This window comes from Methyloversatilis sp. (genome assembly GCF_051861465.1).
Classification (GTDB): Bacteria; Pseudomonadota; Gammaproteobacteria; order Burkholderiales; family Rhodocyclaceae; genus Methyloversatilis.
The window spans coordinates 23,222-45,129 of record NZ_JBHYCQ010000007.1 but is presented as its reverse complement, the minus strand read 5'-3'; the positions used below and the strand labels follow the sequence as shown (position 1 = coordinate 45,129).

19 protein-coding genes and 1 tRNA gene are annotated in these 21,908 nt (G+C 66.8%); 8 read left to right on the top strand and 12 right to left on the bottom strand.

Going from position 1 to position 21,908, the window contains the following annotated elements:
* The first annotated feature begins 8 nt into the window (after positions 1-8).
* The 3 genes from ACTIFF_RS11545 (at position 9) to ACTIFF_RS11535 (ending at position 5,034) form a co-directional block, all read left to right on the top strand.
* Positions 9-1,649 carry a FecR domain-containing protein gene (locus ACTIFF_RS11545; protein ID WP_439536960.1) on the top strand — a complete coding sequence of 547 codons (1,641 nt, stop codon included), beginning with the start codon at positions 9-11 and terminating at the stop codon, positions 1,647-1,649.
* Positions 1,650-1,704: 55 nt separating this feature from the next.
* Positions 1,705-4,614, top strand: a complete 2,910-nt coding sequence (locus ACTIFF_RS11540) for an EAL domain-containing protein (protein ID WP_439536959.1) — start codon at positions 1,705-1,707, stop codon at positions 4,612-4,614.
* A gap of 114 nt (positions 4,615-4,728) precedes the next feature.
* Positions 4,729-5,034, top strand: a complete 306-nt coding sequence (locus tag ACTIFF_RS11535; protein ID WP_069037728.1) for a hypothetical protein — start codon at positions 4,729-4,731, stop codon at positions 5,032-5,034.
* Positions 5,035-5,140: 106 nt separating this feature from the next.
* On the opposite strand, the gene ACTIFF_RS11530 is transcribed toward ACTIFF_RS11535, so the two are convergent.
* Together ACTIFF_RS11530 and ACTIFF_RS11525 are read right to left on the bottom strand one after the other, a co-directional pair.
* Positions 5,141-6,025, bottom strand: coding sequence for a phasin family protein (locus ACTIFF_RS11530; RefSeq protein ID WP_439536958.1), 885 nt, complete (start codon positions 6,023-6,025; stop codon positions 5,141-5,143).
* A gap of 25 nt (positions 6,026-6,050) precedes the next feature.
* Entirely contained in the window at positions 6,051-7,637 is a 1,587-nt protein-coding gene (locus ACTIFF_RS11525; RefSeq protein ID WP_439536957.1) for an acyl CoA:acetate/3-ketoacid CoA transferase, read from the bottom strand.
* Between the two features lie 146 nt (positions 7,638-7,783).
* Between ACTIFF_RS11525 and clpB the strand changes: the two genes are divergently transcribed.
* The 3 genes from clpB to ACTIFF_RS11510 all read left to right on the top strand — a co-directional run bounded on the left by clpB (position 7,784) and on the right by ACTIFF_RS11510 (position 11,872).
* The gene (gene clpB / locus ACTIFF_RS11520) at positions 7,784-10,369 is read left to right on the top strand and encodes an ATP-dependent chaperone ClpB (RefSeq protein WP_439536956.1); all 2,586 of its coding nucleotides are present in this window, start codon (positions 7,784-7,786) and stop codon (positions 10,367-10,369) included.
* A gap of 421 nt (positions 10,370-10,790) precedes the next feature.
* Positions 10,791-11,018 carry a glycine zipper 2TM domain-containing protein gene (locus ACTIFF_RS11515; protein WP_305633299.1) on the top strand — a complete coding sequence of 76 codons (228 nt, stop codon included), beginning with the start codon at positions 10,791-10,793 and terminating at the stop codon, positions 11,016-11,018.
* A gap of 62 nt (positions 11,019-11,080) precedes the next feature.
* Positions 11,081-11,872 (top strand): TatD family hydrolase, encoded by a 792-nt coding sequence (locus tag ACTIFF_RS11510; RefSeq protein ID WP_439537118.1) that lies wholly within the window; start codon positions 11,081-11,083, stop codon positions 11,870-11,872.
* Here ACTIFF_RS11510 and ACTIFF_RS11505 read toward each other — a convergent pair.
* Together ACTIFF_RS11505 and ACTIFF_RS11500 are read right to left on the bottom strand one after the other, a co-directional pair.
* Positions 11,860-14,067, bottom strand: coding sequence for a TonB-dependent receptor family protein (locus tag ACTIFF_RS11505; protein ID WP_439536955.1), 2,208 nt, complete (start codon positions 14,065-14,067; stop codon positions 11,860-11,862). The two genes, ACTIFF_RS11510 and ACTIFF_RS11505, sit on opposite strands and share 13 nt — an antisense overlap.
* 171 nt (positions 14,068-14,238) lie before the next feature.
* Positions 14,239-14,679 carry a putative toxin-antitoxin system toxin component, PIN family gene (locus ACTIFF_RS11500; RefSeq protein ID WP_439536954.1) on the bottom strand — a complete coding sequence of 147 codons (441 nt, stop codon included), beginning with the start codon at positions 14,677-14,679 and terminating at the stop codon, positions 14,239-14,241.
* Positions 14,680-14,825: 146 nt separating this feature from the next.
* On the opposite strand from ACTIFF_RS11500, the gene ACTIFF_RS11495 reads away from it, so the two are divergent.
* Positions 14,826-15,305, top strand: coding sequence for a hypothetical protein (locus ACTIFF_RS11495; protein WP_439536953.1), 480 nt, complete (start codon positions 14,826-14,828; stop codon positions 15,303-15,305).
* A gap of 15 nt (positions 15,306-15,320) precedes the next feature.
* Here ACTIFF_RS11495 and ACTIFF_RS11490 read toward each other — a convergent pair whose 3' ends face one another.
* From ACTIFF_RS11490 to hpnC, 4 genes are read right to left on the bottom strand one after another with little or no spacing between them, the layout of a single operon-like run.
* Complete coding sequence (locus ACTIFF_RS11490) at positions 15,321-16,244, bottom strand: hypothetical protein (protein ID WP_439536952.1); 924 nt, start codon at positions 16,242-16,244, stop codon at positions 15,321-15,323.
* 7 nt (positions 16,245-16,251) lie between these two features.
* Complete coding sequence (gene hpnE / locus ACTIFF_RS11485) at positions 16,252-17,532, bottom strand: hydroxysqualene dehydroxylase HpnE (protein WP_439536951.1); 1,281 nt, start codon at positions 17,530-17,532, stop codon at positions 16,252-16,254.
* Positions 17,517-18,350 (bottom strand): presqualene diphosphate synthase HpnD, encoded by an 834-nt coding sequence (gene hpnD / locus ACTIFF_RS11480; protein ID WP_069037720.1) that lies wholly within the window; start codon positions 18,348-18,350, stop codon positions 17,517-17,519. Before hpnD ends, hpnE begins: the two co-directional genes overlap by 16 nt.
* A complete protein-coding gene (hpnC, locus tag ACTIFF_RS11475; RefSeq protein WP_439536950.1) occupies positions 18,347-19,180 on the bottom strand; it encodes a squalene synthase HpnC in 834 nt (277 codons plus the stop codon). The genes hpnD and hpnC overlap by 4 nt, the downstream gene beginning before the upstream one ends.
* Positions 19,181-19,240: 60 nt before the next feature.
* On the opposite strand from hpnC, the gene ACTIFF_RS11470 reads away from it, so the two are divergent.
* Positions 19,241-19,325: transfer RNA gene (locus ACTIFF_RS11470), tRNA-Leu, on the top strand.
* A gap of 46 nt (positions 19,326-19,371) precedes the next feature.
* On the opposite strand, the gene ACTIFF_RS11465 is transcribed toward ACTIFF_RS11470, so the two are convergent.
* The 4 genes from ACTIFF_RS11465 to ACTIFF_RS11450 form a co-directional block, all read right to left on the bottom strand.
* Positions 19,372-20,004, bottom strand: a complete 633-nt coding sequence (locus tag ACTIFF_RS11465; RefSeq protein ID WP_439536949.1) for an SAM-dependent methyltransferase — start codon at positions 20,002-20,004, stop codon at positions 19,372-19,374.
* A 19-nt stretch (positions 20,005-20,023) separates the two neighbouring features.
* Positions 20,024-20,713: a GTP cyclohydrolase II gene (ribA, locus tag ACTIFF_RS11460; RefSeq protein WP_439536948.1), complete on the bottom strand. Its 690-nt coding sequence runs from the start codon at positions 20,711-20,713 to the stop codon at positions 20,024-20,026.
* Between the two features lie 139 nt (positions 20,714-20,852).
* Entirely contained in the window at positions 20,853-21,572 is a 720-nt protein-coding gene (locus ACTIFF_RS11455; protein ID WP_439536947.1) for an LrgB family protein, read from the bottom strand.
* Positions 21,569-21,907, bottom strand: coding sequence for a CidA/LrgA family protein (locus ACTIFF_RS11450; protein WP_439536946.1), 339 nt, complete (start codon positions 21,905-21,907; stop codon positions 21,569-21,571). The genes ACTIFF_RS11455 and ACTIFF_RS11450 overlap by 4 nt, the downstream gene beginning before the upstream one ends.
* Position 21,908: the final 1 nt, after the last annotated feature.

Below are 21,908 nucleotides of genomic sequence, written 5' to 3'. Positions count from 1 at the left end.
AGGTTCCGATGCCCGTACGACCGTCGCCCGCCGGTTTCCTGTTCCGCCTGCTTGCCCTGTCGGTGTGGCCGGTGCTGGCCAGCCTGGCATCGACCGCACAGGCGGCCGATTTCGCCTACATCGTCCGCGAGGGCGATAACCCGTGGAACCTCACCCAGCGCTATCTGAAGGATCTGTCGTACTGGCCGCGCATCCAGCGCTACAACCGAATCACGGAGCCGCGCCGCATGCAGCCCGGCACCCGGCTGCTGATTCCAGAAGGCTGGCTGAAACTGCGCACGCGAGAGGTGAGGCTCGACGCGGTACAGGGCGACGTGGTCGTGATCGCCGCCGACGGGCGGCGCAGCGCAGCGGTGGCCGGCCAGTTGCTGGCCGTTGGCACGCGCGTGCTGACCGGCGCAGCGGGCAGTGCGGCACTCGGGTTCAGCGACGGCAGCCGCGTACAGCTGCGTCCGGGCAGCGAACTGGGCGTGCGCCAGTCCGCCGACTTTGCGGCCGGCGCGGGGACCTGGGTGCGGCTCGACCTGCTGCGCGGCTCGCTGGATAGTCTGGTGGTACCGCGCAGCGGCACGGCGAGCCGTTTCGAGATCGATACGCCGGCTGCGATCGCCGCCGTGCGCGGCACGCGTTTCCGCGTGCATGCCGGTGATGCCGATACGCGCAACGAGGTCATCGAAGGCCGCGTCGCCTTCGGCAATGCGGCAGGCGAACAGCAGGTGGCCGCCGGCCAGGGTGCATCGGCCGTGCGCGGCGCGCCCATTGCGCCACCGCGTGCGTTGCTGCCCGCGCCAGCGGCGCAGACCCTGTTTGCCGACCGTCTGCCCCTCAATCTTCCCTTTCCAGCGCTGGCCGACGCCACGGCCTACCGCGTGCAGATCGCGCCGGATGCCCGCTTCGATACCGTGCTGTCCGACCGTACATCGTCGCAGGCATCCGTAGCCGTCGCCACGCTGCCCGACGGCGAGTACCGGGTTCGTGTGCGCGGTGTCGATGCGACCGGCCTCGAAGGACGTGACGCGGAATGGCCGCTGACGCTGGATGCGCGACCGGAACCGCCGGTGCTGGTGAGCCCGGCGCCGAATGCCCGCATCAGCGACGACCGGCCGGCGATGAGCTGGAGCCGGTCGCGTGCAGACGAACGCTGGCGTCTGCAGGTGTCGGCGAGCGAAGGTTTTGACAGCCTGATCATCGACCGCCGTGATCTCACCGAGCCGGCGTATGCGTCCGAAGCCGTCTTGCCGCCCGGCAGCTATTTCTGGCGCGTGGCGAGCAGCAACCCCGACGAAGGGGCCGGGCCGTTCAGCGACCCGCAGCCGTTCCGACGGCCCGAACCCGGTCCGGCGATGGAAGCACCGGAGGCGTCGCCCGACGGGCTGGCACTGCGCTGGCGCAGCGCGGGAGAGGGCGTGCGCTACCAACTGCAGATTGCGACGGGCGATGACTTCGCGCAGCCGCTGGTCGATACCCGGCTCGACAGCGCCGGCTATCTGCTGCGCGATGCCGTGCCCGGGCGCTACCTGCTGCGCGTGCGCAGCTTCGCCGCCGACGGTGTCGAAGGTGACTGGGCCCCTGTACAAGCCATCACCGTGCCCGAGCCGCCGCCGTCCTTTCAACCCTGGTGGCTGCTGCCGCTGCTTTTGTTGCTCTGACAGGAGCCCTCATGAAGGTTGTCAAGTCGCTTGACTGCTGCGGCAGGTTTGCCCGATGAAAGCAGCGCAGCGCATCGCCGTCGCGCTGCTCGACCATCGTCGTTTGCCGTGGGTGGCGGCGATCGCCGTCTTGCTGGTGCTGCATGCCCTGTCGCCGCGCGCGCTGGAACGCGCCGACCTGCTGGTACATGACCTGCTGGTGATGCAGGGCGTGTCGGCCGATACGCCTGCCAGCGCAGTCAGTGCGCCGCTGGTGATTGCAATAGACGAGGCCAGCCTGAAGGCGCTCGGCGCATGGCCCTGGCCGCGTTCGCGCCATGCCGATCTGATCGACGCGCTGAACCGGGGCGGTGTCGCAGGCATCGGCTATCCGGTCATGTTTGCCGAACCGTCGTCCGACCCCCGCGAAGACGGTCGTCTGGCCGAAGCGATTGCACGCGCCGGCAATGTGGTGCTGCCGGTTGCACCGGTGGCGCGGCCGGGCGGCGGCATCGACACGCTGCAGCCCCTGCCGGCGCTGGCCGCGGCGGCGGCACGGCTCGGCCATGTCGATGTCGAGCTCGACGCCGATGCACTGGCACGACGCCTCTTTCTGGAAGCCGGCGAACTCCGTCCGCAATGGCCGGCGTTTGCGTGGGCGCTGATGGACGTTTCGCAGCCGCCGCGCCCGCTGGCCGGTCTGGGCCGGCAGCATGACGGCGGGTCGACGGCCGCAGGGCGGTGGGTGCGCGATCATGAAGTCATGGTGCTGCCATCGTCGCATGACTGGCCGCTGCGTCACATTCCGGCGGTCGATCTGCTGGCGGGGCGCGTGTCGCCGGAGACCCTGCGCGGGCGCACGGTGCTGGTCGGCGTCACGGCAGCAGGGCTGGGCGTACCCCTGGCGACACCGATGTCCGGCCATGGCGCCCCGATGACATCGGTGGATTTCCATGCGCGTGCCTACATGGCACTGAACGACGGGGCCGTCGTGACACCGCTGTCGCCGCGGTGGAGCCTGTTCGCCGGCCTGCTGCTGCTCGGTGCCGTGACCTGGGTGGGGCCGAAGCGCCGCATGCGAGATGTCGCGCTGGTGGTACTGGCCGTGCTGCTGCCCTGGCTGGGCACATTCGTACTGCTCGATGGTCTGTCCCGCTGGTTGGGAACGAGCGGTGTCGCGATCGCCGTCACGCTGGGTGCGCTCGGCTGGCTGGCCACTCAGTCGCTCCGTCTCGGGTTGCGCCTCAACCGTACCAACGCCCGCGCCGATGCCACGCTGCAGGCGATTTCCGATGCGGTGTTCCGGCTCGACATGCAGCTGAACGTTCGCTATCTGAACCGGCAGGCACTGGCTCTGGTCGGTTCGACGATCGATCACGTGCAGGGGCGTGCGCTCGGCGAGCTGGTGGTGCTCGGCCGCGACCTGCTGATCGAAACAACGGCGCTGGCAGAGCGCTGCCGCGATACTGCGCGATCGGTGACGCGGCCGGGTCACGTGAGCATGCCGGCCGGCCGCGAAGGCCCGGCGCGCGCGCTGCGCCTGTCGGCCAGCCCGCTGTTCGATGCATCGGGTCGTATCGAAGGCGTCGTGCTGGTGCTCAACGATGTCAGCGACACCGTGGACGCGGCCGAACGTCTGGCGCATCAGGCGACGCACGACGCGCTGACCGGGCTTCCGAACCGCCTTCTGCTGCGCGACCGTCTGCGCCAGGTGCTGGCGCAGCGTGACGCGGGCGTGGTGGCCGTGATGTTCGTCGACCTCGATCGTTTCAAGCGCATCAACGACAGTCTTGGCCATCAGCAGGGGGACGCCGTGCTGACCACGCTGGCCAGCCGGCTGCGCGCGGTCTGCCGCGCCAGCGACACGGTGGCGCGTTGGGGCGGCGACGAGTTCATGATCATCCTGCAAGGCCTGGGCGATCGCGAGGCCGTGTCGCGCGTGGCGGCCAAGGTGATGCATGCGGTCGGTCAGACGATCACGCTCGATGGCGTCGATTTCCGCTTCTCGTGCAGCATCGGCGTGGCCATCGCGCACGAAGACAGCAGCGATCCGGACGTGCTGTTCGCCATGGCCGATACGGCGATGTACCGCAGCAAGTCACAGGCCGGTGCGGCCATACACTTCTACGCGCATGACATGAGCGCCGGCACGCGCGACTGGATCGAACTCGAATCGGATCTGCGGCGCGGGCTGGAGCAGAATCGGTTCGAGGTGCATTACCAGCCGCAGTACGAACTCGCGACCGGTCGTCTGTCGGCGCTGGAGGCACTGCTGCGCTTCCGGCGCGAGGGCAGTGCAGGGGGTGCGGGAAGCGAATTGCTGCAGCCGGTCGATTTCATTGCGGTCGCCGAAGAGTCCGGCCTGATCGAGGAGATCGGCGACTGGGTGCTGCAGGCCGTCACCCGGCAGATCGCCGAGTGGTCTCGCCAGGGGTTGAACGTGGTACCGGTCGCGGTGAATGTGTCTGCGCGCCAGTGCCTCGGACGCTCGCTGGTGCGTCGCGTGTCCGATGCGCTGACCCGCTCCGGCATCGAGCCTTCGCTGCTTCGGCTGGAACTGACGGAAACCACCGCGATGAGCGACGTCGATCACGTCGCGGCGCTGCTGGCCGACATCCATGCGCTCGGCGTGTCGCTGTCGGTCGACGACTTCGGCACCGGCTATTCATCCTTGTCCTATCTGAAGCGATTTCCGATCGACGAACTGAAGGTGGATCGGGCTTTCGTGCGCGATCTGGTGCGCGACCCGGACGATGAAGCCATCGTGCGCGCGACGATCGCGCTGGCACATGGTCTGGGCATGCGGGTCGTGGCAGAGGGCGTCGAGAACGACGAACAGCTTTCGCGGCTGTCGGCGCAGGGCTGCGATGTCGTACAGGGCTATCTGTTCTCGCGTCCGCTCAGTTCGGCCGACCTGCTGGCCAACAACATCCTGGGCAGCAAGCAGCGCAGCGAACCGCGCGCATTGAGGCTGATCAAGTCCTGAGCCGGATGGATTCCGCGCGGACGAGGGAAGGTGTCAGAAAGTGATTGACATCCGGACCGGAAGGGGTAATCTGTGTCCATTGTTGCACTGCAACATCACCAAAGGAGACACACCATGACGACAAAACCCGATTTTCAGAAGCCGATGGAAGCTGTTCAGACACTGATGGCAATCCAGGCGCAGACCATTGCCAAGTCGATCGAACTGCAGAAGAAATCCGGCGAAGAACTGATGGCGTTCTTCCAGTCCGAAGCGCAGAAGGCCGCCAGCCTGAAGACGCCGGAAGAGCTGATCCGCTTCAATGTGGAAGCCAACACCGCGCTCTTCAAGCTGCTGCAGGCGCAGGGCCAGACATTCACCGCATTCGCGACCGAAGCCGGTCAGGCCGCAATGGCATCTTTCAAGGGCTTGGGCAAGTAATTCCGCCGGACCGGTTTCCGGTCAGCAGCCTGCGAAAACAAAACGACCCGGGTGGCGCAGACCACCCGGGTCGTTTTCTTTTCCACTGACGGCGCTGCAGGGGCGATCAGTCCGCCTTCTTGCTGCGAGGCGCCGTGGGCTTCGCGGGAGCCGACTTCGCACGCGCCGGCTTGGCAGGCGCAATTTTCGCAGGTGCCGCGCTGGTTGATGCCGTTTTCGCAGGTGCCGCCTTCGTCGTCGTCGCCTTGACCGCTGCAGCGGGTTTCGCTGCAGGCTTCAGCGCAGGCGTGGCCGCCTTGGCAGCGGGTTTTTCTGCCGCGGGCTTCGCGACGGCGGGTTTGCTGGCCGATTTCGCAGCCGGGCGGGAGGCCGGTTTCGCTGCGGGCGCGACCGGTGCGGCGGCGGCCTTCGGTAAAGAGGACCTTTGCGGCGTCGCAACTTTCCCGGGCGTGGCGGGTTCTGCAGCGGGCGCTGCGCGCCCCCTGGCCTGCGCCGGTTCAGCCGTGGTCCGCCCGGCAAACTGTTCGAAGGCGCTGCGCGTCAATGCGCTGATCTGTTCGAACGCACCGCGTGCCTTGTCGATGGCTTCCTGCATCGAACCCATCGACTGCGTGCTGGTGATCGGCATGCCGGCCAGCAGCTTGCGCAGGCTGTCCATCAGGTCGGAGCCGCCGCTGTTGAGCTGTTCGCCGACCAGCCGACCGAATTCCGCCTGGGTTTCAGACGTGATTTCCGCAATCTGTCGCGCGCAGCCGAGCATCTTCTCGGTGGTCGAGCGGGCCAGCTGTGACCGCAGTTCGACCTGATTCGCCGGTTCGCGCACATCGGCCAGCGCTCGGGCATTGGCCACACTTTCTTCGAACAGCGCGCGTGCAGTCGCCACCTGCAGCTGCATGATGCGCTGCGAATTTTCCATCGACAGCTGCGCCAGACGCATCGCCGCTTCGATGTTCTTCTTCTGCAGTTCCGACATCTGCTCGGGATTGCTCATGGCACGACTCCTTGTAAGGTGAATATCAGGGATTCTGCCGCCACTGCGCGTCGAGCGCCATGACGCTGTCGGCAAAGATGCACGGGTCCATCGTTCGCAACGACGATGAAATGACGGGCAAAAATGCCATGCGGGCCAGCACATCGCGCTCGAGGTCGATGCCCGGTGCGATTTCGATCAGTTCGAGTCCGCCGTCGATGAGGCGGAATACGCAGCGCTCGGTGACGTAGAGCACCTGCTGGCCGCGGCGCAGCGCCTCGCGACCACTGAATGTACGGTGCTCGACCGCCTGTACGAACTTCATCCGGTCGCCATCGCGCCGGATGCGCAGCGCGCCCCGTTCGACTGCGATGTTGCTGTCACCGGTCGTGAAACTGCCGGCGAAGACCAGTCTGTGCGCATTCTGCGAAATGTTGATGAAGCCGCCGGCACCGGCGAGGCGCGAACCAAAGCGGGATACGTTCAGATTGCCTTCGGCGTCCGCCTGCGCCAGCCCGAGTACCGCGATGTCCAGTCCGCCGCCGTCATAGAAGTCGAACTGATAGGGCTGGTCGATCACCGCCTGGGTGTTCACCGCCGCCCCGAAGTCGAGCCCGCCGGCCGGAATGCCGCCGATGACGCCCGGTTCGGCAGTCAGCGTGACGACATCGCCCAGGCCTTCTTCGGCCACCACCGATGCAACGCCTTCAGGCATGCCGATGCCCAGATTCGCCACGTCGCCTGGCCGCAGTTCGAGCGCGGCACGGCGCGCGATCACCTTGCGGACGTCCAGCGGCATGGCGGCGAGCGCGCCCGGCGGTAGCCGTACCTCGCCGGAATACGCCGGGTTGTAGTGCGAGGCAAAGGTCTGCATGTGGTGCTCGGCGGGCGCAACGACCACACAGTCGACCAGCACGCCGGGTATCTTCACCTGGCGCGGATGCAGCGAGCCGCGCGCCGCGACGCGTTCGACCTGCACGATGACCAGACCGCCCGAGTTGTGCGCCGCCATCGCGACCGCCAGCGCTTCCTGCGTCAGCGCCTCGCGCTCCATCGTCACGTTGCCGTCGGTGTCCGCCGTGGTGCCGCGCACCAGCGCCACCGTCACCGGAAAGGCCTTGTAGAAGAGGAAATCCTCGTCGCCGATGCGCATGCGGGTGACCATGTCTTCGGTCGTGATCGCGTTGATCCGGCCACCGCCATGTATCGGGTCGACGAAGGTATCGAGTCCGACGCGCGTCAGCTGACCGGGGCGATGCGCGGCGATGTCGCGGAACAACTGCGAAATCACGCCTTGCGGCAGATTCCAGGCTTCGATGCGGTTGGCGACGGCGAGCGCCTGCAGCCGTGGTACCAGCCCCCAATGACCGCCGATCACCCGCTTCACCAGGCCTTCGTGGCCGAAATGGTTCAAACCGCGCGAGTGGCCGTCGCCCTGACCGGCCGCATAAACCAGCGTGAGGTCGCGCGGATGCTGCGTATCGATGAAGCGCTGTTCGATTGCGATCGCCACATGTTCGGCGAAGCCGATGCCGACGAAACCGGTGGTGGCCACGGTCGCGCCATCGGGTATGCGGGCAACCGCCTCGGCGGCACTCATGATCTTGCTGGCGTTCCTGGGCGTTGCGTTCATCGTGAATGGCGCGTATCGGACCGGCGCACTGTACCGGAGCCGCCGCGGCCTGTGCGTCGCGAATTGATCCGCATCAAGCGCCGCCCGATTGAAAAGCGCAGTGTCTGCCCCAGATAGCGTGCAGACCATGATTAGGGAGACTCCCGATGCGCTTCGACAAACTGACCACCAAGTTCCAGCAGGCCCTCGCCGACGCCCAGAGCGTTGCGGTCGGCCGCGATCACCAGTACATCGAGCCGGCCCACCTGCTGCTCGCGCTGCTCAACCAGGACGACGGCGCCACCGCCTCGCTGCTGCAGCGCGCGGGCGCCAATGTCGCACCGCTGAAGAAGTCGATCGAGGAGTCGCTGTCGCGCATCGCGACCGTCGAGGGGCACGGCGGCGAGGTGCAGATCGGTCGCGACCTGACCAATCTGCTGAACCTTGCCGACCGCGAGGCGCAGAAGCGTGGTGACCAGTTCATCGCGTCCGAAATGTTCCTGCTTGCTGCGGCCAGCGACAAGGGCGATATCGGCCGTCTGCTGAAGCAGTCGGGGCTGGACCGCACGACGCTTGAGAAAGCGATCGAGCAGGTGCGCGGCGGCTCGTCGGTCGGCAGTGCGGAAGCGGAAGGGTCGCGTGAGGCGCTGAAGAAGTACTGCGTCGACCTGACCGAGCGCGCCGCCGCCGGCAAGCTCGATCCGGTGATCGGGCGCGACGACGAAATCCGCCGTGCCATCCAGATCCTGCAGCGGCGCACCAAGAACAATCCGGTGCTGATCGGTGAGCCGGGCGTCGGCAAGACCGCCATCGTCGAAGGGCTGGCGCAGCGCATCGTCAATGACGAAGTGCCGGAAACGCTCAAGGGCAAGCGCGTGCTGGTGCTCGACATGGCCGGCTTGCTGGCCGGAGCGAAGTACCGCGGCGAATTCGAGGAACGGTTGAAGAACGTGCTCAATGAAGTGGCCAAGGACGAAGGCCGCATCATCATGTTCATCGACGAACTGCACACCATGGTCGGCGCCGGCAAGGGAGAAGGCGCGATGGATGCCGGCAACATGCTCAAGCCGGCGCTGGCGCGCGGCGAACTGCACTGCATCGGCGCCACCACGCTGGACGAATATCGCAAGTACATCGAAAAGGATGCCGCGCTCGAGCGCCGCTTCCAGAAGGTGCTGGTCGACGAGCCGAGCGTGGAAGCGACCATCGCCATCCTGCGCGGCCTGCAGGAAAAGTACGAACTGCACCACGGCGTGGAAATCACCGACCCGGCCATCGTCGCCGCGGCCGAGTTGAGCCACCGCTACATCACCGACCGCTTCCTGCCGGACAAGGCGATCGACCTGATCGATGAAGCGGCCGCGCGCATCAAGATGGAAATCGATTCCAAGCCCGAGGTGATGGACAAGCTCGACCGCCGGCTGATCCAGCTGAAGATCGAGCGCGAAGCCATGCGGCGCGAAACCGACGAGGCGTCACAGCGCCGCTTCGGCCTGATCGAGGAGGAAATCACCCGGCTGGCGCGCGAATACAACGACCTCGAGGAAATCTGGAAAAGCGAGAAGGCACAGGTTGCCGGCAGCAGCCACATCCGTGAAGAGATCGAAAAGGTGCGTGCGCAGATGACGGATCTGCAGCGCAAGGGCCAGTTCGACAAGCTGGCCGAACTGCAGTACGGCAAGCTGCCCCAGCTCGAGGCGCAACTGAACCAGGCGGAAAAGAACGGTTCGGCGAAGCCCGCCAACAAGCTGCTGCGCACCGAAGTCGGCGCCGAGGAAATCGCCGAGGTGGTGTCGCGCGCGACCGGTATTCCAGTCAGCAAGATGATGCAGGGCGAACGCGAAAAGCTGCTGAAGATGGAAGACAAGCTGCACCGGCGCGTGATCGGTCAGGACGAGGCGGTGCGCCTCGTGTCCGACGCGATCCGCCGCTCGCGTGCCGGGTTGTCGGACGAGAATCGCCCGTACGGCAGCTTCCTGTTCCTCGGCCCGACGGGTGTCGGCAAGACCGAACTGTGCAAGACGCTGGCCGAATTCCTGTTCGATTCGGAAGATCACCTGATCCGCATCGACATGAGTGAATTCATGGAGAAGCATTCGGTGAGCCGCCTGATCGGCGCGCCGCCGGGCTATGTTGGCTACGACGAAGGCGGCTACCTCACCGAGGCGGTTCGGCGCAAGCCCTACAGCGTCATCCTGTTCGACGAGGTCGAAAAGGCGCATCCGGACGTGTTCAACGTGCTGCTGCAGGTGCTCGACGACGGTCGCATGACCGACGGCCAGGGCCGCACCGTGGATTTCAAGAACACGGTCATCGTGATGACCTCCAACCTCGGCAGCCAGATGATCCAGCAGATGTCGGGCTCGGATTACGGCGTCGTGAAGCTGGCGGTGATGGGCGAGGTGAAAACCTTCTTCCGTCCGGAATTCATCAACCGGATCGACGAGGTGGTGGTGTTCCACGCGCTGGACGAACGCAATATCCAGAGCATCGCGAAGATCCAGCTCGGCTATCTGGAAAAGCGCCTTGCCAAGCTCGACATGGGGCTGCAGGTGTCGGATGCCGCCCTGGCCGAACTGGGCAAGGCCGGCTTCGATCCGGTGTTCGGCGCACGGCCGCTGAAGCGCGCGATCCAGGAGCACATCGAGAACCCGCTGTCGAAGCGCATTCTGGAGGGCAGCTTCGGACCGAAGGATGTGATCGTCGTCGATCTGGACGCCGGCGGTCAGTTCCGCTTCCACAAGCCGAACTGACGCAGAGTTCCGTCGCGGCGGAAGCGGCGCCCTTTGGGAGTGGCGGCGTGTGGGAGCGGCGATCCACTGCTGGCCCTGCATGGCCAGCCGGCTCTGCGGGCGGCGAGCAGTGCTCGCCGAAACCCCCGCGCCGCCCTCGCCGCGATACGCACTTTGCACGGCGATGGTCGCAGCACGATCGCGGCGAGGCCGCCGCTCCCACACGCCGCCACGCCCATCGGGGTCACTCCCACAGGCCGCTGCGCCCACGAGAGCGTCGCGGCCTTGTTGTGTCTGATGCCTCCCTGCTTGTCGGATGGCGCCGACACGTGGCTGTGCTGCCCGCCGACACCCGGCGTCCTGCCGCTTTTCTAGACTCGCTTCGAAGCCCTGTGCCGCATCGGCATGACGGGGCGGACATTCCCGAACCTGGAGACCTGCGATGACGACCCCGAACCGATCCCTGAAAACCCTGGCTGTCGTGTCTGCGATGGCGGTGCTGATGACCGGCTGTGCCGGCATGAGCAAGAGCGAAAGCAATGCGCTGATCGGCGCGGCTGCCGGTGGTGTCGCCGGATCGGTGCTGACCGGCGGCAGCACCATCGGTACCGTGGGCGGTGCGATTGCCGGCGGCGCCATCGGCAACGAAATGGGCAAGAAGAAGCGCTGATCTCCGCAGTGCCGCCGGTCACCCGGCGGCACTCCGGGGCAGGGGCCGCTATGCTTGTGCCCATGCTGATCGACACGCACTGCCATCTGGATGCATCCGAGTTCGACACGGACCGCGCGGGCATCATTGAACGCGCTCGCGCGGCCGGCGTCGGCGCCATCGTGCTGCCGGCGGTCGATCGTCCAGGCTTCGGTCGCGTCAGGGCGGTGTGCGCCGGCCAGCCCGACCTGCGCTTTGCGCTGGGCATCCATCCGCTTTACATCCCCGCTGCACAGCTGTCCGACATCGACGCCCTGGCGCTCGAACTCGACGACCCCGACGTGATCGCCGTCGGCGAAATCGGCCTCGACTTCTTCGTCGCCCATATCGACGCGACGCTGCAGGAAGACTATTTCGTGCGCCAGCTCGGACTGGCGCGTGATTTCGGCCTACCGGTGCTGCTGCACGTGCGGCGCAGTCAGGACCGCATCCTGAAGCATCTGCGCGCGGTGTTCGGCCGGACCGGTCCCGGCGGCATCGCACACGCCTTCAACGGCAGCCGCCAGCAGGCGGACGAATTCATCAAGCTGGGTTTCGCGCTGGGCTTCGGCGGCGCGGTGACCTGGGCGCGAGCGCTGAACCTGCGCCGGCTGGTGACCGAACTGCCGCTCGACACGCTGGTGCTCGAAACCGACTCGCCCGATATTCCGCCCGAATTTGCCGCCGGTGAACGCAACGAGCCGGCCAATCTCCCGCGCATCGCGCAGGTGATTGCCGGCATCCGTGGTGTCAGCGAAGAGACGCTGGTGCAGGCCACCGGGGCGAACGCGCTGCGCGTGCTGCCCCGGCTCGCTACGGCGACTTACAGCGCGTAGCTGGCGGACACGCCGATCAGCCAGGTGCGTTCCGACGCCGGCGCATAGTAGCGACCGGTCAGCGCGTTGCCGGCGTTGATGTACACCGAACCGACGTATTCCTTGTCGAACAGGTTGTCGATGCGCGCGAATTCGTTCAGCTTCCAGCCGCCGACCGTCTGCGTGAAGCCGCCGCGGATCGATGCCACGCCGTAGCCGCCCACCCGCACCTGATTGGTATCGTCGCCGAACATGCGGCCGCTGGCGCGGTACTCCACGCCCCCGCTGAAGCCCCACGGATCGTGCTTGTAGGTGACTTCGCCGAAGAACGACTTGTTGGCGACGCCAGCGATCTTGTTGCCCGAATCGACGGTGGTCGCCTGATTGACCGCGCAGGGTGTCGTCAGGCAGGTGGCAAACGTATCCTCGAACTCCGCCTTGATCAGCGTCAGCGACGCATAGGCGCCGATGTCGCGGGTCAGCCGGGAGTCGATCGCCAGTTCAAGGCCGCGGCGCGACGTGTCGCCGGCGTTCTGATACACCGCGCGCCCGTTTTCATTGCTGCGGATGACGACCTCATCGGACGAGTCGATGTAGAAAGCCGCCACGTCAAGCCGGGTCGAATTGTTCAGAAAAGTCTTGAAGCCGATTTCGTAGTGGTCGCTGACCGACGGCTTCAGATCGAAATTCAGTCCTGCGCCACCATCCGCACGGTAGGCCAGTTCGATCAGTGTCGGTGCCTCGAAGCTGCGCCCGGCGTTCGCATAGAAGTTGCTGGTTTCGGTCACTTTCCAGATGGCGCCGAGGGCCGATGTCCAGTCGCTGAACGAGGCTGAACCGCTGTCGTCCGGATTCACGCCCGCCGCATTCGTCGTGCCGGAGCAGCCGCCGTTGCAGATGAAGTTGTCCTTCGACTTGAAATCCATCTTCGTGTAGCGCAGGCCACCCGACAGCGACACGTCCTTCGTCACGGCCCACTCGCCCTGGACGAAGGTGCCCGTCTGTTCCGCCACGTTGCGTTCGTCGCGCTTGAGGTCACCCCGGAAGCCGAAAACCGCGGCCAGCGCCTGCGCGCCGCTGGAGGTCGTACCGTTCCGGTAGCCCTTGCGCGCTTCGTCGGCGCGCTCGTACTCTGCGCCGACGCTGAACGTGACGGTTTCGAGCTTGCGCGTCCAGCGCAGGCTGGTGCCCCAGTAGTCGCGATCGAAGACCGAGACGCCACCGGATGCGGTGACGTTGTCCTGCGTACCCGCATTCAGCGCCAGGTACTGTTCGTTGTTGCGATTGCCCAGGTAGAACATCGCGCGCAGGCTGTCGCGGTCGGACAGGGCGGTGTCGAACACCACGCCGCCCTGCGAGTTTTCGAGCGTGCGACGCGTGCCGAAGAATTCGGCGGTTCCGGGGTTGCCGGCGAGGTTGCGGTTGGAGGTGCCCTGCTGCCGGCGATCGCTGTTCAGCTGCGCAAACGTGAGGCCGAGCGGATCCTGGCCCTGCTGATGCATGTAGTTGCCGATGAAGGTCAGCGAGGCCTTGTCGCCGAGCATCCAGCGCGCCTTGAAATTGGCCTGCTGCTTGTCCGAGCGGCTGTAGTCGCGGTAGCCGTCGGTGCGGAAGTCCGACACGCTGGCGGTGTAGTTGAAATTGCCGACGGTGTCGCCGAACTTCACGCCGGAGCGCTGCGTGCCGTAGCTGCCGAACTGGAAGCTGGGCGTGATCGTGAAGCGGTCCGGACCGTCTTCGGTGAAGATCTGGACGACGCCACCCGAGTGGTTGCCGTACAGGGCCGAGAACGGGCCGCGCAGCACTTCGATGCGGCTGGCCGATGCCAGATCGAACAGGCCGGTGCCGCCCTGGCCGTCCGGCGTGCTGGCTGGAATGCCATCGGCGATGAGCTTGACGCCCCGCACGCCGAACGCCGACCGCGCGCCGAAGCCGCGGATCGTCAGCGATTGCTCCTGCGTGTAGTTCTCCTTGCCGGCCGAAGCCACGCCCGGCACGCGGTTGATCACTTCCGACAGATTCACCGTGCCGCGCTGTTCCTGGATCGTGGCCTTGTCGATCGAATCGATGGCCATCGGCAGATCGAAGGAATTCTGCTCGACCCGGGTTCCGGTGATGACCACGGTCGGCGCAATCTTCAGTTCTTCGGCGCTGGCGCACTGGCCAATCAGCGCAAGGGCGAGCGCAAGCGGGGTGTGACGGAGCGCGGGGGTCATGCGGAGCCTCTCTCTGGGTGTCTGCAGGCAAGGCGCGCGGGGTTGCGCGTTGCGAAGTGGGTTGGGCGACGTGTCTGCGCACGTCTGTCGAAGCGGCCGGAGTATAGGCAGGGCCGACTTACAAAACCTCACGAAAAGCTTGAATCTGCGACCCGGGACCGAAGCCGGGAATTACTCACCGCCTGCAGCGGCGAACAAGGTCTGGATGGCGGGCGGGGCGAGGATGCGCAAGGTCGGCGGGCACAGACGATGTCGGCCGAGCCGCAGCAGCGCGCGGTCGCGCGTCACCAGCAGGTCGGCGCCGGCGCGCACTGCGAGATCGAAGAACTTCTGGTCTTCGCGGTCGCGGCAGCGCGGTTGGCCGGTATCGGGGCATTCGGGCAGCGGCGACAGTTCCAGCTTCATGCAATAGGCTTCATGGAGCGCCGCCGCCTGTACCTCGTCCAGCCCGAACTTCGGATAGCGCAGCACGGTGCGCAATTCGCGCAGGCAGGCGTCGTCGCACACCAGCTGCGCACGGCCGGTCGCCAGCGCCTGTGCAACGCAGTCGAGTTCGGCGTTGTGCCACAGCAGCAGATCGAGCACGGCATTGGTGTCGAGGACGATGCGCATCGGGCAGGGTGGGGTGGCTGGAAACAAGTTAGCGGAGGCCAGTGAAGGGCCGCAAGTGTAGCCGGCGAACGAACCGGTGCCAGCCGCTGTCTTTCGCTGCGCGGGCGCTTGACGACCCGACCATCGACCGACCGGAGCGCGCATCCATGGTGAGCCAGGAACTGCTTTCTTTTTTGCTGACGCTGGCCGCCAAGTTGTCGGGCTATCCGGAAATTCCGCTCGCCGACCTGCCGCCGATCGAAATCATGAGCGAACAGGCCCTGGCGGATGCCGTGTGTCCCGAGACCGGCAACGGCTGCACCAATATCGTCGCCACCTTCGAAACCGAGCGCTACGTCATCTACGTGCGCGACACGCTCGATCTGGAAAGCGCCGCCGACAACTCCTTCCTGCTGCACGAACTGGTCCATGTACTGCAGCACAAGGCGCGCGGCGACGCCATCTTCGCCGACTGCCCGACCACGCTGAAGACCGAAACCGAGGCCTACCAGGCGCAGAACGCCTACCTGAAACGCGAAGGGCAGTTCCTGCGCTTCGGCGAAGCGCTCGGCTTCATGAGCTGCGCCGGCGAGCAGAACACCTTTTTCACGCGCGACATCATGATCGACCCGCTGATCATGAAGTGAGCACGTCCGGTCCGGTCAGTCCAGCCACTGCGGGCGTGCTTCGAAGCTGAACGGCGGCGTGGCGGCCGGATCGACCTTCACCCGCGTCCAGCCCAGCCACGGCGACCCGTGCGTCTCCAGCCGCATCACGTTGTCGAGGACGGCGCCGCTGCGCGGGTCGTGCAGCGGCTGATCGACCCGGTAACGGTGCGTGTCACCGTGGATCAGCAGTACCGGGCGCGCGTAGCGGGCCGCACCGAGGGCCAGGCGGTCGAGCAGCGCCCGGTAACGCGGGCGCGGCGTACCTTTCGCATGATCGGCAAACGCCGGGTTGGCATGGAAGGCGATCACCAGCGCCTGCGCGCCGCCCGTCTGCGCCTGTGCGAAGGTGTCGTCCAGCCAGTGCAGCGTTGCATCTTCCAGCTGCGCACTGCGCGGGCCCGGCGGCAGTGCGCTGCCGGACACATTGAGCGCGGCGAACAGCACGCCCTGATGCGACCAGCGCACGTTTTCCGCGCAGCAGTGCTGCCGCGTCAGCGCGAGGCGGCGCTGGCCGAGTGATTCACCGGTCGCAAAGAAGCGCGCCCGCAGCGCGTCCAGTCGCTCGTGCGGCGCAAAGCGGCCGGCCGATGCGCGCGCGCAGTCGGTCCATTCGTTGTCGCCTGCGAGCAGGATCAGCGGGTGGCTCGAGCCGTCGAGCAATGCCTGCCGGTCGGCGAACGTGGCGTCGTCGCACAGGCTGCCGCCGCTCTTGATGTCGCCGATGTGGATCGAAAAGGCCAGTGGCAGCGCGGCCTGTTCCGCCAGCATGTCGAGCGCCTTGTCGCGCTCGACCCGGCTGTACGGCACGTCGCCCCAGGCGGCGAAACTGAACGGCGCGGGGTCTGCGGGCTGCCCGCTCACCGGGGCGGTCAGCGTCAGCGCGAGGAGCAAGGCGATGACGCCGTCGCGCATCGTCATGCCCGCGTCAGCCGGCCACGCGTCGGGCGGCGGCCATGCCGCTGCGCACCGCCGATTCCAGCGTTGCCGGATAAAGCGGCAGCAGGTAGTCGCCAGCCAGCGCCAGTCGCGGGTCGGCCGGCTGTGCGATCGCGGCACGGCCCGGTGTGCAGCGGAAGGTCGCACGCCGGTCGGTCAGCGTGCGCACCCGGCGCGGTTCGGGCAGCGACGGAAAGGCGCGTCTTACCGCGTCGATGACGGCGCGCTCGGTGTCGTCGCGCGCGGCGTCGGCGGCCGACACCACGCAGGCCATCAATCCGGGCGGCCCGCCCAGCGCGCCGCGGTCGAATATCCAGTGCGGCACGCCGTCGGCGAAGCCCATCATGGCCTGCGGCAGGCGCGCGCCTTCGCCGAAATCGGCGAACACGGTGGTGACCTGTTCGTAGTCGAGGGAGGCGATCTCCGCCGCGATGCGCGCGGTGCCCGGCAGGGCGCCGATCAGCGCCGGCACGTGGTGCGGGCTGGTGGCGACGACGACCTGTGCAAACACTTCCGTGCCACCGGCGACATCGAGCGCGAAGCCGTCCGCATGCGGCGAGATCGTCCGCACCCGCTCGCCCGCGCGCAGCTGGCCACCCTGCCGTGTCAGCCAGGCGGCAGCCGGCGCCGGAAACAGCTGGCCCAGATCGGTGCGCGGCAGCAGCACGTCTGAGGCGCCGGCGCGCCCGAGCAGTGTGTCGCGCAGCACCTGGGAGAACACGCGGGCACTCGCGTCGTCGAGTGCGGTGTTCAGCGCGGCGATGCACAGGGGCGCCCACAGGTAGCGCACATTGGTGTCGGTCTGGCGGGTACGCGCAAACATCTGCGTCACCGTTTCGTCGGCGGCTGGTGCCCGGCGGATCGCTGCCATCAGGCGCAGTGCAGCCAGCCGGTCGCCCCAGGTCAGACCCGGGCAGGTCATGAAGGCGACAGCCTGCGCCCACGGCGAGCCGGAGCGGGCGCGCAGTTCGAAGCCGTCGGTGAAGCGCAGCGACAGCGGCAGGCGGTCGAACAGCACGTCCGGGTCGGCACCGACGGTGCGCATCATCGCCAGCGTGTCGACATAGCCGCCGATCAGGATGTGCTGGCCGTTGTCCAGCGCCAGACCATCGAGCTCGACCGCGCGTGCACGGCCGCCGACCTGCGGCGCCGCCTCGAACACCACCGGACGCACACCGCGCGCCACGCACTCGACCGCGCAGGCCAGCCCGGCCCAGCCGGCGCCGACGATGGCGACCGATGGCCGGTCGGTGTTCAACTGCGCAGCCACGTCTTCCAGGCCAGCCAGAGCTTGCGCACCGGCGTCAGCGCGATGCGCCGGTCCAGTACGCGGCAGCCGTCGCGCTCGATCTCGTCAAGCAAGGTGCGGTAGATCGCCGCCATCACCAGACCGGGCCGCTGCGACGCGCGATCGACCGCCGGCAACGCGGCCATCGCCTGTTCGTAGTAATGCCGTGCGCGCTCGATCTGGAACTCCATCAGTTGACGGAATTCGTCGCTGTAGCGCGCGTTCAGGATGTCGGCGGCGCGCACGTTGAAGCGCTGCAGCTCATCGACCGGCAGGTAGATGCGACCGCGCCGCGCGTCTTCGCCCACGTCGCGGATGATGTTGGTGAGCTGGAAGGCGATGCCCAGATCGTGCGCGTACTTCTGCGTTTCGCGCTGCGTGCTGCCGAATATCTGCGCTGCCAGCAGCCCCACCACCGAGGCGACCCGGTAGCAGTAGAGCTGCAGCCCCTTGAAGTCGAGATAGCGCGACTGGTCGAGATCCATTTCCATGCCGTCGATGATTTCCAGCAGCTGCTCGCGCGGCAGGCTGAATTCGCGGATGGCCGGGATCAGCGCGAGGCAGACCGGATGTTCCGGCGTGCCGTCGAAGCAGGCGGCGACCTGGGTGCGCCACCAGGCGAGCTGGGTGCGCGCGAGGCTGATGTCGGTGGTTTCGTCGACCACGTCATCGATCTCGCGGCAGAAGGCGTACAGCGCGGTGATGGCGCGGCGGCGCGGCGGCGGCAGGAACAGGAAGCTGTAGTAGAAGGACGAGCCGCTCTTTGCGGCACGGTCCTGACAGTATTCGTCGGGAGTCATGGGTAATTCAGGGCTTTCCACCCGATCACGGGCCAGTCGACACGGCCCAGTTTCGGGCGGTGGCGGAACACATCGTAATCGACCTGCTCGATGCGCTGCAAAATGCGCAGCCCGCCCTGCACGACCAGACGCAGCTCCCAGCCGGTGCGACCCGGCAGCGTGCGGGCCAGCGGCATGCCCGAATGCATCAATGCGCGCGCGTCATCGACCAGGTGTTTCATCAGTGCGCGGAAGGCGGCGTCGCAGTTCGACTGCGCCAGATGCGTTTCGGTCACGTCGAAGCGCGCCATCGCATCGAGCGGAATGTAGACGCGGCCGGGCGGGATGCCGTCGGCGTTCTTGCGCCAGTCGATCGCCACGTCCTGCCAGTGATTGATCAGTTGCAGCGCGCTGCAGATGGCGTCCGACTGCGCCAGGCTGGCGGCATCGTCCACCTTGTACAGGCACAGCAGCAGGCGGCCGATCGGGTTGGCCGAGCGGCGGCAGTAGTCGAGCAGTTCGGCTTTGCTGGCGTAGCGGGTCTGCACCACGTCCTGCGCGAAGGCGTCGAGCAGGTCGTGGAACAGCGGCAGCGGCAGCGACCACTGGCGCACCGCGCGCGCGAGGCGGCGGTGGATGGCGTCGTCCGGTTCGCCGCCGCGTTCGATGATGCGCAACTGTTCGCGGCACAGTTCGAGCGCGGCCCGCCTCGCTTCGGGCGCGGCGTCGCCTTCATCCGCCAGATCGTCGGCATGGCGGGCGAACCAGTAGATCGCGGCGACCGGTTCGCGCAGCGCGGGTGGCATCAGCTTCGATGCGACCGGAAAGTTTTCGTAGTGTTCGACCGGCATGGGTGGCGGAGTATACCGGGCGCGTGCCGCCGGCCCTGCCTGATAGAATCCGTGCCGCCTGCCCAGGTGGCGAAATTGGTAGACGCACCAGATTTAGGTTCTGGCGCCGCGAGGCGTGGGGGTTCGAGTCCCTTCCTGGGCACCAGCCGGCCGGTCAGTCCGGCTGAAGGGTTACCGCTAGACGGTCATCGCTAGACGGTCACCCTTTTCCTCGCCACCATCCCGATCAGTGCCGAATGCCCGCGATGCGCGAGGCCTTCGTCCAGCTCCGATTCATATTCCTGCAGGCACTCCAGTTCGAAGTCGCCGAAGGCATCGCGCAGCAGCGCGGCGGTATAGAGGTTTTCGACCGCCGACGGGCCGCCGGTGCCGTAATCGAGCTGCTTGGGCGTGTAGCCCTGCAGCACGATGTGCCCGCCCGGCTTGAGCGTGCGCTTCATGTTGTCGAACAGCGCCCGACGCTCGTCCGGCGCAGCAAACTGGATGAAAATGCCGACCACCAGATCGAAGGCTTCGTCCGGATAGGTCCAGCGCAGCGCGTCGGCCAGCGCGAAATCGACGCTGACGCCGCGCGCTGCGGCGAGCGTCGCCGCCTTGTCGAGTGCGACCGGCGACAGTTCGGTCGCGGTCACGTCCAGCCCCCGTTCCGCCAGCCAGACCGCGTTGCGGCCTTCGCCGTCGGCGATGCTCAGCGCGCGCTGGCCAGGCAGCAGCAGTGCGGACTGCGACTGCAGGAAGCGGTTCGGCGCGGTGCCGAACAGATAGGCCTCGCCGGCGGCGCGGTACTTGTCTGACCAGAAGTCCTGCGCATCTATGTGGCTCATGAGGGCGGGTTGGTTGTCATCAATCCTGCAGGTGACCCATGCGTTGGGCCTTGGTGGACAGATAGCGGTGATTCAGCGGATTGGCGCCGGCGTGCAGCGGAATGCGTTCGATCACTTCGATCTGCTGTGCCTCGAGCGCGCGCACTTTGAGCGGGTTGTTGGTCAGCAGGCGGGCCTGGCGGATGCCCAGGCTCTGCACGATGTGCGCGGCGAAACGGTAGTCGCGTGCGTCGTCGGCGAAGCCCAGCATGCGGTTGGCGTCCACGGTGTCGGCGCCGGTGTCCTGCAGCGCATAGGCGCGGATCTTGTTGATCAGGCCGATGCCGCGGCCTTCCTGGCGCAGGTAGACCAGCGCGCCGCGTCCTTCGGCGGCGATGGCGCGCAGCGACGCTTCGAGTTGTGGGCCGCAGTCGCAGCGCAGGCTGAACAGCGTGTCGCCGGTCAGGCACTCCGAATGCAGGCGCAGCAGCACCGGTGCGCCGTCGGAGAAGTCGCCCAGCGTCAGTGCAACATGTTCCATCCCGGTGGCCGGGTCGGCATAGCCATGCAGCGTGAAGTCGCCATAGCTGGTCGGCAGCCGGCAGGTGGTACCCGTGGCGGCACCCGGCCCGGCGGTTGCAGGAGGGTCGGGCTCGCCATGGCCGACCACATCGCCTTGCGGCAACTGGCCGATGGCGCGGTACTTCTTTTCACTGGAATGCGAGGTCATCTGCTGCTTTGCTGGAAGTGGCCGGATCAACGCCGGAAACGGATGGGTCTCGTCCGTCTGCGGGGCCATAAGTATGGCGCAACTCGTGAGATGTACGACAGCCCGCGATTCTGAAGCGCTGCCGGTTGTTCACGCCCCGTCAGGCGAGTCCATGCACGAGCACGGGCACCACAATCGATGTGACGACACCGTTCAATCCCATTGCAAGCGCCGAAAAGGCGCCTGCGGTTTCACTGATCTGGAAGGCGCGCGCGGTGCCGATGCCGTGCGCGCTCATGCCGATCGCGAAGCCGCGGATCGCATCGTCCTGCGTGCCGGTCGCCTTCAGCAGCGCCGGCCCGATGACCGCGCCGACGATGCCGGTCAGCATGATCAGCACCGCGGTCAGCGACGGCAGTCCGCCGATCTTTTCCGAAATGCCCATGCCGATCGGCGAGGTGACCGACTTCGGCGCCAGCGAACGCAGCACCTGATCGCTGGCGCCGAAGGCTTCTGCGATCAGCCACACCGACACGACCGACACCACCGATCCGGTGACCAGCGCCAGCATCGATGCACCGAACAGCTTTTTCAGCCTTGGCCACTGCGCATACAGCGGCACCGCCAGCGCCACGGTGGCCGGTCCGAGCAGGAAGTGCACGAACTGCGCGCCCTCGAAATAGACCGCATAGGGTGTTCCGGTGAAGGTCAGGATGGCCACGATGAGCGCGACCGCGATGGCGACCGGATTGGCCAGCGGATGCGAACCCAGTTTCACGTAGACCGCGTACGCCAGCTGGTAGGCGAGCAGGGTCAGCGTCAGCCCGAGCAGCGGCGAGGTGGACAGATAGACCCACAGTTCGCGCAGTTCCGGGTTCATCGCTGGCGGGCGGCGGCGCGCATGACGAAGGCGGTGACCAGCAGCGTGACGGCCGTACTGAGCAGGATGGCGACGCTGATCGGCAGCCAGGCGGTGGCCAGCAGGCCCAGGTGCGTCATGACGCCGGCGCCGGCCGGCACGAACAGCAGCGACAGGTGCTGCAGCAGGCCGTTGGCCGTGTCGCGCAGCGCGAGCGGCACCTCGCCGCGGACCACCAGCGCGGCAAACAGCAGCAGCATGCCGAGCACCGGTCCGGGTACCGGCAGGCGCAGCCACTGCACGACGGTTTCGCCGATCAGCTGGAACACGAGCAGGAGTGTGAGCGAGGCGAGCATG